Source organism: Flavobacterium tructae (assembly GCF_002217475.1).
GTDB classification, from domain to species: Bacteria; Bacteroidota; Bacteroidia; order Flavobacteriales; family Flavobacteriaceae; genus Flavobacterium; species Flavobacterium tructae.
This window is the reverse complement of the sequence record NZ_MUHH01000014.1, coordinates 1-13,805: the sequence shown is the minus strand read 5'-3', so window position 1 is coordinate 13,805 and position 13,805 is coordinate 1. Positions and strand designations below refer to the sequence as shown.

The window sequence follows — 13,805 nt, the reverse complement described above, 5'->3', positions numbered from 1 at the left end:
TTGAGGATAGTGTTGGATCAAAAGTAAGATTTATTTCATGAAGTTGATCAGAGAGGCTATACAGATTTGTTCTGTTATTACATTTTGGGGTACTGTGCGTGAATTTTTGTTCTGTGTAGTTGGAACGCACAAAGCACACGGATGGTACTGATTCGCTCTGCGAAAACGCGGATCAACACAGATTTTTTTATATTATTAGGTAGAAGTTAATTGATGTCTTCAAAATATTACTACCGTAAAAATCCGCGTTGATCCGCGTTTTCGTGAAACGAATCCGTGCAATCAGCGTCTCTTTATTATTATTCTGATAAAGTTTTCAGCAATTGTTCCAGGTTGTCGATACTCATTTTGAAACCTTGTTCGAAGCCCATTTCGATCATTTTTTCCAGACGTTCCAAAGATTCATTGAAAATGTTGATACTCACTTTGGTAATGCCGTTTTGCTCACTGAAGCTATGATCCCAGTTGGAGCCCGGCAGTTCGCGATTTTCATTTTGGTCTGCAAAAGTATTGAACATCTTAAAATTGGTCTTTGGAGTAATCGAAGTGTATTCCTGAACCGCCCAGCGTTCCAGACCTTCTGGGCTTACCATAGCATAAAATCTGCGTCCGCCAACTTCAAATGTCATGTGTTTGGTTTTAGACGACCAGGGTTTTGGAGCTACCCATTGATCGAGAAGTTCCGGTTTTGTAAAAGCATCCCAAACCAGTGGAAGTTCTGCATTAAATTCTCGGTTTATGATTACCGTTTTGGTGGCTTTGTCTACGGTAAAATCAAATTGCAAATCGTTTTTCATTTGTTCTGTTTTTTAAGCGTTACTAATAGTTCGTCAAGCTGATTGAATTTGGTTTCCCAAATGGCTCTGAATTGCTCTAACCATTGATCAATCTCTTTCATTTTTTCAATTTCAAGTGAATAATAAATTTCCCGGCCTTGTTGTTCCTGTTTAAGCAAATCACATTCTACCAGTATGCGAAGGTGCTTCGATACCGATTGTCGGGAGGCGTTGAAGTTCTCCGCAATGGCATTTGGTGTCATTGCCTGTACAGCGATCAGCGTTAGAATTGACCTTCTTGTCGGGTCGGCTATGGCTTGGAAAATGTCGCGTCTCATACTATTCTGATTTTAATTAAGAAACCAATTGGTTGCAAATATACGTGCAACTATTCGGTTTCGCAATTTTCTAGTGAATTATTTTTGAGAAATTTTAAAGAAATGGTTCTTTAAGTGGCAGAATCGTAGTGTTTTAGGTGTTTGTTTTAATGTTTCAAGTTTCAAGTTTCAGGTTTCAGGTTTCAAGTTTCCGAAATGACAACATTGCGAAAAAATTCCGTAGGAATGAAATATTTCTAGATTCATAAAACGTGCCGTACCAAAAGCTCCGGCGGAGCGACATTTGCTAAATAAGATTTCACCCCGCAGTTTTTTTTTGAAATGGGGTGATTTTTTTTTATAAATATTTCGCCCCGTTGGGACTTCATGAGAAATAGATGTAATTTTTTTCAGGACCTGACAAATGACAAAAATGCGATAAATGCTTACCGAAATATAGATTTCTTATATTTGATAAAAGAATGTAATTTATTGAAAGAAAAATCTTTCTTTTTTAGATGATTTTTCTTATATTTGAAGCTCTTAAATCTTCACAATTAAGATAAAATAAAATTTGCCCTTGTGCTATGTAGTAAAGTTTCGAAAGAGCTTTGACGCCGTGAAGAAGCGTAAGACTACTAAGGCATGAGGGTTTTTTCTTAAATTCTTCAAATTATGAAAACAAACACCTTTTCCAAAGAAGCCGAAACAAGGCTTATTGATTTTTTTAATCACACCATCGATCCCACCGAAATGGCAAAAGCCATAAGACAAGCCAATCACATACTTGCTTTAGGAGTCATCAGAGAACAGGAAATTCTTGAAAAAGAAAGAACCAGTCTGGAAAACAGCTTTTACTGGCTCAATGAACTGGCGGAGATTTTGAATCCTTATTTGTGTGAGGAGTAGAGTTTATAAAATGAAAAACCTCGGCTTTTTAAGGTCGAGGTTTTGTATTTATTGTTTACCAATTAGTGGATTTATTCTATTTCTTAATTGATTTTCGATAACTGGAACTATAGCGTCATAATTTGTTAACTCAAGATTTATTATACTAATTCTAAAAATTTCTTTTTTCATATTTTCTCTTGCTAAAAGTTTCATAGCAAAAGTTGTTTTGCTCAGTTCCTTATAAATATGACCATGCAATCTCGATTTAATGTTTTTAGACTTCCCAATATACAATGGAATCCATTCTTTTAATTCATTGTGAGCTTTGATTCTTTTCAATTTAAAATTTGGAGTAAACTTTTTGACATAATCTTCGTTTTCCCATCTAAATTTAAAATCATTAACCCATTCTTCATATATTTTAAATTTTTCATTATTTCTTACTTCTATTAGATAAATACCGGGATGATTTAGAATATCCCATGGAATATTGTCTAATTTTTCATTTAATTCAAATTGACATATCTCTTTAAAATGAAGTTCATTGCTAAATGCCTTAATTAAATAAAGTTGTTTTGTTATTTCTGAATCTATTTCTTTAATCATTTATTTCTTTTTATTATTATCACTAAAAAATCCAATTGCTATAAAAATTCCGAATCCTATTAACATCCATTTTCCAAAACTTGAAGAACTACCTCCGCCACAGACTCCACAACTGCCTCCACTATTACAATGACCACAATAATTACAGCTTGAACACGCGTTGCAATTTGAGGAGCCTGAGCATCGTCCAGCAAATATTGAATTACTTTGGAGAAGAGAAAATATTAGAAATAAGTAAATTACTTTTTTTTGAATTATTTTTTTTGTTATCCGCATTGAATTTATATTAACTCAGGTATAATATTAGTTCTCAAGATCAATTATCAAATTTCTTCAAATCATCCAATGTCGATTCAATCAAAATTGGAATTTTACCACTTTTTATTTGAGAATAGTTTACTTCATGTCCATTAAATAAGTCGACCGCAATGCAATAATCAGGATTTATATAAAATTCCTTTGAATAATACTTATCAAGATATCGATAAATCATGTCAGTAAACATTCCTAATTCACTTTTTTTGAATCCTTCTTTTTGGGCTATGAACCAAATCCCTGCAATTTCCTCACTACCATTGTTTGAAAATGTATAAATATGACAAGGTTTAGCTTCAATCGGAAATTTTTTAATAGTGATTATTGCTTGATCTTTTGGTTGAGTTAAATAATTCAAATCAACATTAGGCTTTAAGTGTTGAAAATCATAGTCTTTAAAATTATTTACAATATCAAGATTTTTTTGAAACTGATTTTTATTCTTATCATGTTCTTCTATTCTAATTTTGTCTTGTAATAGTTTGATTTTTTCGTCTAGTAAATCTATATTATCACTCTTAAAAGTATTTCTAATGGCACTTAGGCAACTTATCCAGTAATCACCGCCAGAATTTCCTTCAGATTTTATTTTCTCTTTATGAAGATTTTTAACAAAAGTGATTTTGGTTCTATCATTTTTTTCTCGAAACTCAATTAGTTCTTTTATTGTTACTTTTTTCATATTTGTCAATAATTCAATGATTTTTAAGTGTTTATGTAATGATTGATACAAATGTAAATACTCCAGATATATACTTTTTACGGAAAACCATATTTAGTCTATAATTCATTCGGAACAAGTTTAATAATTAATTGAACGAAAAAAGCGAGTATTAATACCTGATTTATTTTTTGAGAAAAATATTGTAATTATAAAGAGAGATTAATAGGAATAAAAAAAAACAGCCCCCAAATCAATGAGAGCTGTCCTAATGCAAATTTTAATTTTGCATTCCTAAAAATGCGTACAGTAATTGGTAATCCACTAAAAAGAAGACAAAACGCAGGTTACTCGTTTATAACATCCCCATCCTTAGTTTCTTCGCTGGCGATTTTTACCAGTTTATCTTTTAGGTTTAAATCTCCGAAAACTTCCACTTTGTCGTCGATTTCTCTACCTTTTTTAACGTCAACGCGGGTGGCTTTGTGGTTCAGGACTTTGATGACAAACAAACCTTCGGCTGAATTTACCAATGCCGATTTCGGAATTACAAACGTGCTGTCTTTCGCGTTAAGCGGTAATAAAACTTCGGCTACCATTCCGGGTAATAGATTGGTTTGGGTGTTGTGAACGTCCATTTCAACTCTTTCAGAACGCAGTTTTAAATCTAATGCGCCGGACATTCGGGTAATTTTAGCGGTAAAAGTGTCCGGAAGCGATTTTACATTAAAACTCATTTCGTCGCCATTGTGCAAGTATCCGGTGTACAATTCCGGTACCGAAACGGCTAAACGCAATTTGTCCTGTTGCTGAATGGTCAACAAAGGCAAATCGGAACCTTTTCCTGCAGGACCTACAAAGGTTCCTAAATTGACATTTCTGGCAGCTACCACTCCGTCAAATGGGGCACGGATTTCTAAGTACCCTCTCATAATCGAGATTTCTTTGTGTGCCGCGATGGCTGCCTGATATTGTGCGTAGTCGGAGTTTTTCTTTCCGCTGGCCATTTCTAAGTCGTTTTTAGAAATGGTTCCTTCGACTTTGCTCGTTTCGTACAAACGGTTGTAGGTACTTTTGCTGGTGGCATATATGGCTTCCATCGATTTTAATCTGGATTCGGCAGCAGCCAATTGCGAACTGATCTCCGGTGCTTCGAGAACAATTAACAATTGTCCTTTTTTTACTTTCGAGCCAATATCTACTTTCAGCAATTTTACAAAACTGCTCACTTTGGCATACAAATCGACTTGTTGAAAACCGGTTAATTCTGCCGGTAAACGCAATTCTGTAGTCAGTTTTTCTTTGGCCAAAAGAAAAGTTTCAACTTTAGGTTCGATTTCCGCTTTCGCAGTTTCTTCTTTTTTCTTTTCACAGCTTAGTACAACTAAAGCTGTAAATAGTATCGCTGTAGATTTTATAATGTTATTTTTCATTTTTTGGTTTTATATATGTTTTTATAAGTATTCAGAAAGTATAAAAGTTTATCGAAGTGTTTTCGCGACGATTGTAACTTTCGACTTTATGACTTTATGACTTTATGACTTTCTAACTTTAGACTTACTTAAGGATGAGATATAATGGATACTTTCTTCGTCTTCGGGATCTAAAGAAACTGATTGTGTCGATGTTTTCTCCTGTGCCCATGCAAATATCTGCGGAAGGATCAACAATACGGCAAAAGTAGAAAATAATAATCCGCCAATAACCGCTCTTCCTAACGGAGAAACCTGATCGCCTCCTTCGCCGTGACCAATCGCCATTGGGAGCATTCCCGCAATCATCGCAACAGAAGTCATGATAATCGGACGAAGACGTAATGCAGCGGCTTCCCTCGCAGATTCTAAGGCATTACCGTTTATTTTTCGAAGCTGTTCGGCATTGGTCACCAATAAAACAGCATTGGCAATAGAAACTCCGACAGACATGATGATTCCCATATAAGATTGTAAATTAAGCGTTGAACCTGTAAAGGTCAGCATTAATAAAGCGCCTAAAACAACCGCCGGAACTGTGGTTAAGATCACCAGCGAAACTTTGAACGACTGAAAATTAGCGGCCAACATTAAGAAGATTACAAAAACGGCAACCAATAATCCGGTCTGTAAACTGCTTAATGTCTCGCTCAATACCGTGCTTAGTCCAATTGGAGTAATAAATAAACCACGAGGCAATTCGCCTAGTGAACTAATGGTCGATGCAACATCTTTTGTGGCCGTCCCCAAATCGGTCTGGTTGATGTTGGCCGTAACGGTAATGTATGGCATGGCCCCTAAATTGTCATTTTCACCACTTACAAAGCCGGGTGTAATTTTGGCAACGTCACTTAAAACCGGACGAAGCGAGTTTTTCAATACCGGAATCTCTCCAATATCGGTTTTGCTTTTCATTTTATTCAACGGAACCTGAACTTGTACAGAATAGGATAATCCTGCTTTTTCGTCGACCCAGTTGTTTTTTTCAGTATAACGTGACGATGAAGTCGATGCGATAAGAGAACGTGAAATATCATTCATGTCAACGCCCAATTCGGCGGCACGTGTTCTGTCAATATTAATGTTCATCGCCGGATAGTGTATCGGCTGACCAATTTGTACGTCTCTGAAATAAGAGATCGCGTTTAATTTGTTTACAATCTGAGTGGCATATAATTCATTTCGTTTTTTGTCTTTTCCGGCAATTCGAATTTCAATTGGAGTAGGAGACCCCTGACTCAATACTTTATCGGTCAATTCGATAGGTTCAAAAGAAAGTTTAGTGTCCGGTAAAACTTTTTTCAGTCTTGCTCTTAACTCATCTTTAAACTCATCCATATCCACATGATACTCTTTTAAACTTACCTGAAACACAGCTTCATGCGAACCCGCCATAAAGAGATAAATGGGGTTGATCGAGAACAGGGAAGGGTGTTGCCCCACATAAACAGAAGAAATTCCGATATGCTCTTTGCCGACCATTTTTTCCAATTCTTTCAGTACAATTCGGGCTTGTTCTTCGGTTCTTTCCAATCGTGTTCCGTCAACAGCACGCATTCTTAATTGAAACTGACTTGAATTTGTTTTTGGAAAAACATCTTTTCCGATAAAACCAATTAAAACAATGGCCAAAACAGTAGCTGAAACTAAATAAACAACGGTCGTTATTTTTTTGTGAACAAACAAACGGTCTAAAGTTCGCATGAAACGAATTCTGAAACGCTCAAAAGGACTTATTTTTCCGTTGTTATTGGTGTCTTCTCTTTCTACATAACTTTTTTTCTGAGTGATCAGATTTTGTTCAGATTCGGGAGTTAAACCGCAGTCATTAAATTCGGCTTCGTCGTCGGTAATTTCAGGGCCATGCGGATGTTTTTCGTGTCCTTTCATCATCCAGTTCGCCATTACCGGCACAAAGGTTTGAGACAATAAAAACGAAATGACCATCGAGAAACCAATTGCTAAGGCTAAAGGAAGAAATAATGCTCCGGGAATCCCCACCATGGTAAATGCGGGCGCAAATACGGCCAAAATACACAGTAAGATCAGTAATTTAGGCAAAGCAATTTCCTGACAGGCATCCCAAATGGCGAGTGCCTTGGGTTTTCCCATGTCGAGATGCTGGTGAATGTTTTCGATGGTTACCGTACTTTCGTCTACCAGAATTCCAATGGCAAGCGCTAGTCCGCTCAAAGACATTAAGTTGATCGTTTGTCCGAATAATTTCAGGAATAAAACTCCGGAAATAATCGAAATAGGAATGGTCATAATTACGATTAAAGCAGCACGACGGTCGCCCAGGAAAAGCATTACCATTAATCCGGTTAAAACCGCACCGATAATTCCTTCGGTAATCAAACTTTTAACGGAGTTGATTACATAAACCGACTGGTCAAATTCGTAAGATAAATTAACGTCTTCGGGAAGTGTACTCTGAATTTTAGGAAGCTCTTTTTTTAATTTCTGAACCACATCCCAGGTCGAAGCATCTCCCGCTTTTGCAATACTGATATAAACCGATCGTTTTCCGTTTACCAAAGCGTAACCCGCTGTAATATCGGCACCGTCTTTTACGCTCGCCACATCGCCTAATTTTAAGTTTTGAACACCGCCTTTGAATAACGGAATCTGTTCAAAATCTTTAACTTCTTTAATGGTATTATTGGTAGGCGTAATATAATTTTTGTCGCCCATTCTCACGTTTCCGGAAGGGGCCGTCTGATTGTTTAAACGGATGGCTTCGACAATTTGATCGGGTGTCATATTGTGCGAACGCAATAGATCCGGGTCTACGTTAACCTCGATAGTTCTTGGGCTTCCGCCAAAAGGAGCCGGAGACAATAAACCGGGAATCGAAGTAAAAGAAGCACGAACATAAACGTTGGCTAAATCCTGTAATTCGTTGTTGGATCTGATTTTTGAACTCAAAACCAACTGTCCGATTGGCAATGATGAAGCATCAAAACGTATGATAAAAGGAGGTTGTGTTCCCGGAGGAAAAACCGCCTGGATTCTGTTGGATAGTGCGCTCAATTCGGCAGCGGCCTGTGCCATATTGGTTCCTTCATAATAGGTTAATTTCATAATCATTAACCCCTGAATATTTTTGGTTTCTACCGATTTGATACCATTCGAAAAAGGTAAAACGTTTACGTAGTTTTTGGCAAAATAAGCTTCCATCTGGTCGGGTGTATAACCTCCAAACGGATGCGCAATATAGATAACCGGCAAATTCATTTTCGGTAAAATATCTACCTTAATGTCTCTGATGGCACCAATTCCGAAGAAAAAGAGACCCGCAACCAATACGAGAATGGAGATGGGCTTGCGGAGTGCAAAACGTATTAAATTCATTGGGCTTTATAATTAAAATTCATTTATAAATAGGTCAAAATTTCCTGTTGCAGCGACTTTTAGTAAGTACGACTGCCATACATTATTATTGACAATATCACGATCGATTTCGGCACGATTTAAAACGTACATCGTCTGTGTTAAATCAGTCAGATCGGTTAAGCCGTTTTTGTATAAAGTCGATTTCTGAAGATAGGCTCTTTTGGCAGCATCTACCTGAATGGGTGCTTCGGCATAATTCTCTAAAGTGATTTTGATTTTATCTTCGGCAAAATTCAACTGCGATTTCAGCTCACGGTCGGCTTGGTTGTATTCTTCCTGTAGTCCTTGAGAAATAAATTTCTGAGCAGTGACTTGCTTGTTTGAACGAAAAGGAGTCGTTAAATTCCATGTAATTCCAATTCCAACTAAATAATTGGTACGATCCGGATTGACACCATCCCAGTAATTTCGGGTAAAGGCATGTTGATTCGTGGCATAACTACTGTCAAATCCTGAAGCTCTGGTTTGCAAAACACCAAAAGCAGTCATGGTTGGATAATAGAATCTTTTGTACAATTTGACCTGCTGATTGCTGTAATCGATTTTTGTTTTATACAATTGTAATAAAGGATGAAGACTGTCTGTTGCAGTATTTTCCTTAAGAAGTTCTTTTGGAATTTGAGTGACAAAAAGTGAATCGGTTACAAAATCCTGAGGAGCAACGCCCATTAGATCGACCAATTTGTTGTTTTGTTCTTTGACAAAGTTTTTGGCCAGATTCAGCGCAATTTTAGCTTTTGATACTTCGGCAGTGGCTAAAGTAGAATCGACTCCGGCTAATAATCCGTTTTTAACTCTTGCTACGGCTGTTTTTTTGAAAATCTGAGCGCGATCCAGATTTTTTTGCTGTGAAATTAACAATCTCTGACTTGCGAGTAAATTCAGATAAGCAGCAGAAATTTTGATTTCCTGTTGGAATTTTTCCTGTTTCAGATCCTTTTCTTTGGCTTGAACATCAATTTTAGATAAATTGATTTTTTCCTGTGTTTTTCCGAAAGTGAAAAAATCCCAGTTCATGTTGACCAGATAAAGTGCGCCAAATGCCGAATTCCAGTTTTGTTCCGGTAAAGGAAGTCCGGACGAAGCTACTCCAAGACCCCCAAAACCATAAAGAGGACCATTCTGACCGTTTACAGTTCCGTAATCCTGTTGCGCCGATAAGTTTAGGTTGGGCAGGTAATCACGTTTAGACTGCTTAAGACTTTCGCGTGATGCATTGGTGTAATTGTTTTTTGCCTTGATGGAACCGTAGTTTTCCAAACCTGTTTTTATGGCTTCTTTTAAAGACAGGGTTTGAGCATAGCTACCACAGGCAAAAATCAAGAAAACTAATAAAGTAATTTTTTTGAAGTACATATAAATTAGTGGTGTGAATTTGATCTCTCAAAATTATTTCACTTGCACGGATAAAAGCTTTCTTAAATGATGTAATGCGATTATAAATGACCAATTGAATTGGTCATTTATTGGAAATAAAAACTAAAAAAATGTGGTTAATTTGTAAACTATTTAAGTTTTAAGAATGAATAAAGAACTGGAAAACATATTGGATCACAAATGGTGGCAGGAAATTGCCGTTGTTGCTTTTTCATTTACTATTTATACCTTAAAAAACGACTGGATGTTGTTCAGTTCGTTTACCTCCATATTGATGGGCATTTTTTTCTATTTAATTTTATACCTGCACGCCCAGTTCAACCGTTTCTTTTTGCTTCCCATACTTTTTAAAAAACAGCGCCCCGTGACTTATATTTTTCTGACACTGGCGGGAGTATTACTCTTTTCGGTTGTTTTATATGAGGTTACCAGTCTGGAAATGTTTAGTAACTGCCGTTTGTACCAAAACTCTCATCAGCGTAGTTATGTGTATCAACTGGCCAGCGTTTTAGGGACTTTGGTTTGTATATTGAGCCCGATAATTGTTTTTAAGTTTTACAGAATCCACAAGAGACAGACGGATGAGACTCTTTTGTTCAATCAGATGCAATTGAATTCATTAAAAGGACAATTGAATCCGCACTTTTTATTTAATACCTTTAATACGCTTTACGGAATTAGTCTCGAGTTTCCGGACCGGACATCTGATTTAATCATGAAAGTATCACAGCTGATGCGTTATCAGCTCGAAAGCAATAACAAACAATGCGTGTCTTTGGAAGACGAACTCGAGTTTATAAACAGTTATGTTCAGTTGGAAAAAGAAAGGGTAGGGTATCGCTGTGAGATTACGTACGACTGTAAAATCGACAATGAAAATGCCTATAAAGTATCGCCAATGCTATTGATTGCATTTATCGAAAATGCGTTTAAACACGGAACCTGTGCGATAGAAAAATGTTTTGTGAGAATCATTATTACGGTCGAGAACGGGTTGCTTCATTTGCATGTGGTAAACTCCATTCCAAAGAAAAAAACGGATGTTATTTCGACTAAGATTGGTTTAAAAAATACCATAGAGCGATTGAATCTGATTTATGGGAAAGCCTATAAATTGGACATTCAGGACGATAAAAATACCTATATTGTAGATTTGAAAGTGCAATTGAAAAAGTTTGTTGAATGAGAGAACCTAAAAAATGTATAATTGTCGATGATGAACCGGCAGCGCATTATGTGCTGGCGAATTATATCAAGCAAAATCCACAATTAGAATTGGTTTTTCAGGGCTTTAACGGTATTGAAGCAATGGATTATTTAAGAGAACATCCCGTTGATTTGATGTTTTTGGATATCAATATGCCGGAGATATCAGGGATGGAATTACTGAAGATTATTCCAACGCATCCCAGTACAATATTAACCACCGCTTATTCTGAGTATGCCCTTGAAAGTTACGATTACGGTGTTATAGATTATCTTCTCAAGCCTATTTATTTTCCAAGATTCCTCAAAGCCATCGATCGTTTTTTTGCCACGGAAAATGGTAAAGCGAAAACTGAAGAAGCAGTAATTAATTCCGTTACAGTGAAGGTTGACGGTTACTTTATTGAGATAGAATTAGATCAGCTTTTGTTTGCACAGAGTTTTGGTAATTATGTGAAGTTACATACCATAAAAAGAACGTATCTGGCCTCTATCACCACCAGTGAATTGGAGAAATGTTTGCCCGAGAAGAATTTCATGCGCATTCACAAGTCCTACATCGTGGCTCTTGATAAAATTGAAGCCACCGACAAAGATTTTGTGGTCATTAAAAACGAAAAATTGCCGATTGGTATTACCTATAAAAGAGAATTATCAGATCGACTGAAGAAATAATACAGATGTAAAATTGGACTGAAATAGAAGTAAAATTGATATAAAAACAGAAATGAAGGAAGCTTACTAATTCAATTATTTCAAAGAAAAAGCCTGCTCAGGAGTAATTTCCCGCAGGCTTTTTTGATTGTATTTCAGTTTTGGTAATTACACAGGTTGAATGATTTTCAAAGTAATAGCTTCTACTAAAAAGGATTAAAAAAAATCTGCAAAATCTGCCAGATCTGCGTGTGAAAAAAAACAAATTCCCGCAGATCTGGCAGATTTTTTAATCGATTTAATCCTTTAAATCTGTGGCTATTATTTTTTCAACACTTAGAATCTTTGTGTTTAAATTAATTGCATTATTAAGGTTGATTATACCAACCGCTCCTTCCAGACAGGCAGTTTTACCCCTTTAAAAACAAGCCATAAACTAAGAGACAATTCGGCAATCAAACAAGGCATCAATAGAATTATACTTGAAAGTTTCGGGATCAGAATTAAGAAGAAACTATTGGTAAGATAACAAACTCCCGCCAGGCTCATTAAAATTCCAATTGCTTTAGGTAAATAGCCTGATTTAAAGATCAGATAGCCTTCGAGTAAACAAACAAATCCAAAAAAGATCAATCCGATTCCGAAACCAAAATCATGCAATTTAATCGAAAGATAAGACAAAGTGTGCAACTGATCGGGGCTGAAAGATTTTAAATATTCGGCATCACCCAGAAAGAACAATGCTGCTAAAAGATTCAGTTTATTGGCTACTAATACGGCAGTCTGGATCAAATTAAACGATAAATTTAAAAGAGCAAGCTTTCGATTTACCGGTTTTAAAAGATAATAGAGAATAATCATGACCGGCAGATCGCAAATTTGCATAATAAGATCCGCTGTAATGCCAATTTTCCATAAAAACTGCGAATGCATAATATTTTGAGCGGTGGCAGTGGCATCTCCGGACACAAACAATTTGTTTCTGACAAATGTTTCTGCGAAGAATCCCATGACGATAATGACCAAATATAATATCCCGGCTATGCGTGCATAAAGCTGCGGTGAAGATTCAAAATTTTTCAGGTTAGATTTCATTTTTTAGGTTTTGGTTTTTCGTAAGACGTCTGACACAGAACATTGTTACCGTTTATTTTAACATTTTTTTATAATATCATTTTTTCTTCGGAATAAAGTAGTAATTTTAATACGTTATTTAAGAGATGTTAATTTAAAATTTGGCACATGAAAAAAATATTCCTGATGATAACCTTTTTGTATAGCAGCTTTTTAATAGGGCAGAGTGGAGTTTCTCCCGATAAAGTTGTCACACCTCCTGAAAAAGTAGTTTTTACTTTTCAGAAAGAATATCCCGGTAAAGTTCCGGTCTGGACCTTGAAGTATGTGGGAGATGACGACGATGAAATTCGGTATGAAGCCAAGTTCAAAACAGATAAAAATACTAATGCATTGGCGGTTTATGATAATTTGGGAACCCTGAAAGCTTTTGAGTTGCAAATTCCATTCAATCAGCTGCCACAAAAAGCACAAGCCTATCTGAAGAAAAATTACCCTGCCAGTGCCATTAAAGAATCGGCAGTAGTGGTAGACGATAAAAACAAAACCACTTACGAGGTCGGAATACAAAAAAACGCCAAATTCTATGATGTGGTTTTTGATAAAAACGGAGGTTTTGATGTAATCATCGAGAAGGATTAAAAACAGAATTCTTACTAATTCAATATACTCAGAATGACAAACCCGACAGGTTTTTAAAGCCTGTCGGGTTTCGTTTTTTAAAGCAATCTGAGTTATTTTTTGTAAGAACAGCATTTTAATCTGAGTTGTTCTTTATGAATCTGGAGCGAAATGTTAAAGTTAGGAATTTTCTTAGTTTTTATGTTTTTTAGAAAATTTATTTTCATTAAATTTAGAGTATTATTCTTACTTTTAATTTAAGCCATTATGAAAAAGTTACTTTTAATGCCCGTATTTTTTACATTAGTATTATTTTACTCCTGTAATCATGATGAAAACGTATACACTGAAAAGGTGTCAGAGAACAAGAATGAAGACAATCTAAAGACGGTAGCCGTCACAGAATCGGTTGCTTTTTTAAAAGATTTTCAACAACAAC

At 36.0% G+C, this 13,805-nt stretch carries 12 protein-coding genes; 4 read left to right on the top strand and 8 right to left on the bottom strand.

Annotated features, from left to right (window positions below):
* Window positions 1-299: 299 nt before the first annotated feature.
* Both B0A80_RS03790 and B0A80_RS03785 read right to left on the bottom strand, forming a co-directional pair.
* Complete coding sequence (locus tag B0A80_RS03790; protein ID WP_089076468.1) at window positions 300-797, bottom strand: SRPBCC family protein; 498 nt, start codon at window positions 795-797, stop codon at window positions 300-302.
* Entirely contained in the window at window positions 794-1,114 is a 321-nt protein-coding gene (locus B0A80_RS03785) for an ArsR/SmtB family transcription factor (RefSeq protein ID WP_089076467.1), read from the bottom strand. Before B0A80_RS03785 ends, B0A80_RS03790 begins: the two co-directional genes overlap by 4 nt.
* Window positions 1,115-1,768: 654 nt before the next feature.
* On the opposite strand from B0A80_RS03785, the gene B0A80_RS03780 reads away from it, so the two are divergent.
* Window positions 1,769-2,002, top strand: a complete 234-nt coding sequence (locus B0A80_RS03780) for a hypothetical protein (protein WP_089076466.1) — start codon at window positions 1,769-1,771, stop codon at window positions 2,000-2,002.
* Between the two features lie 48 nt (window positions 2,003-2,050).
* Here B0A80_RS03780 and B0A80_RS03775 read toward each other — a convergent pair whose 3' ends face one another.
* The 5 genes from B0A80_RS03775 to B0A80_RS03755 form a co-directional block, all read right to left on the bottom strand.
* Window positions 2,051-2,590, bottom strand: coding sequence for a hypothetical protein (locus B0A80_RS03775; protein WP_089076465.1), 540 nt, complete (start codon window positions 2,588-2,590; stop codon window positions 2,051-2,053).
* A gap of 316 nt (window positions 2,591-2,906) precedes the next feature.
* Window positions 2,907-3,587: a hypothetical protein gene (locus tag B0A80_RS03770; protein ID WP_089076464.1), complete on the bottom strand. Its 681-nt coding sequence runs from the start codon at window positions 3,585-3,587 to the stop codon at window positions 2,907-2,909.
* A gap of 326 nt (window positions 3,588-3,913) precedes the next feature.
* Window positions 3,914-4,999 carry an efflux RND transporter periplasmic adaptor subunit gene (locus tag B0A80_RS03765; protein ID WP_089076463.1) on the bottom strand — a complete coding sequence of 362 codons (1,086 nt, stop codon included), beginning with the start codon at window positions 4,997-4,999 and terminating at the stop codon, window positions 3,914-3,916.
* A 102-nt stretch (window positions 5,000-5,101) separates the two neighbouring features.
* The gene (locus tag B0A80_RS03760) at window positions 5,102-8,392 is read right to left on the bottom strand and encodes an efflux RND transporter permease subunit (RefSeq protein ID WP_089076462.1); all 3,291 of its coding nucleotides are present in this window, start codon (window positions 8,390-8,392) and stop codon (window positions 5,102-5,104) included.
* 12 nt (window positions 8,393-8,404) lie between these two features.
* Window positions 8,405-9,790: a TolC family protein gene (locus B0A80_RS03755; protein WP_089076461.1), complete on the bottom strand. Its 1,386-nt coding sequence runs from the start codon at window positions 9,788-9,790 to the stop codon at window positions 8,405-8,407.
* Between the two features lie 166 nt (window positions 9,791-9,956).
* Here B0A80_RS03755 and B0A80_RS03750 point away from each other — a divergent pair, with 166 nt between their 5' ends.
* Both B0A80_RS03750 and B0A80_RS03745 read left to right on the top strand, forming a co-directional pair.
* Window positions 9,957-10,997, top strand: a complete 1,041-nt coding sequence (locus B0A80_RS03750; protein WP_017495598.1) for a sensor histidine kinase — start codon at window positions 9,957-9,959, stop codon at window positions 10,995-10,997.
* Complete coding sequence (locus tag B0A80_RS03745; RefSeq protein WP_089076460.1) at window positions 10,994-11,692, top strand: LytR/AlgR family response regulator transcription factor; 699 nt, start codon at window positions 10,994-10,996, stop codon at window positions 11,690-11,692. The genes B0A80_RS03750 and B0A80_RS03745 overlap by 4 nt, the downstream gene beginning before the upstream one ends.
* Before the next feature lie 357 nt (window positions 11,693-12,049).
* Here the strand turns inward: B0A80_RS03745 and B0A80_RS03740 are convergent, their stop codons facing one another.
* Complete coding sequence (locus B0A80_RS03740; RefSeq protein ID WP_089076459.1) at window positions 12,050-12,766, bottom strand: DUF4386 domain-containing protein; 717 nt, start codon at window positions 12,764-12,766, stop codon at window positions 12,050-12,052.
* Window positions 12,767-12,913: 147 nt separating this feature from the next.
* Between B0A80_RS03740 and B0A80_RS03735 the strand changes: the two genes are divergently transcribed.
* A complete protein-coding gene (locus B0A80_RS03735; protein ID WP_089076458.1) occupies window positions 12,914-13,387 on the top strand; it encodes a PepSY-like domain-containing protein in 474 nt (157 codons plus the stop codon).
* The last annotated feature ends 418 nt before the right edge of the window (window positions 13,388-13,805 follow it).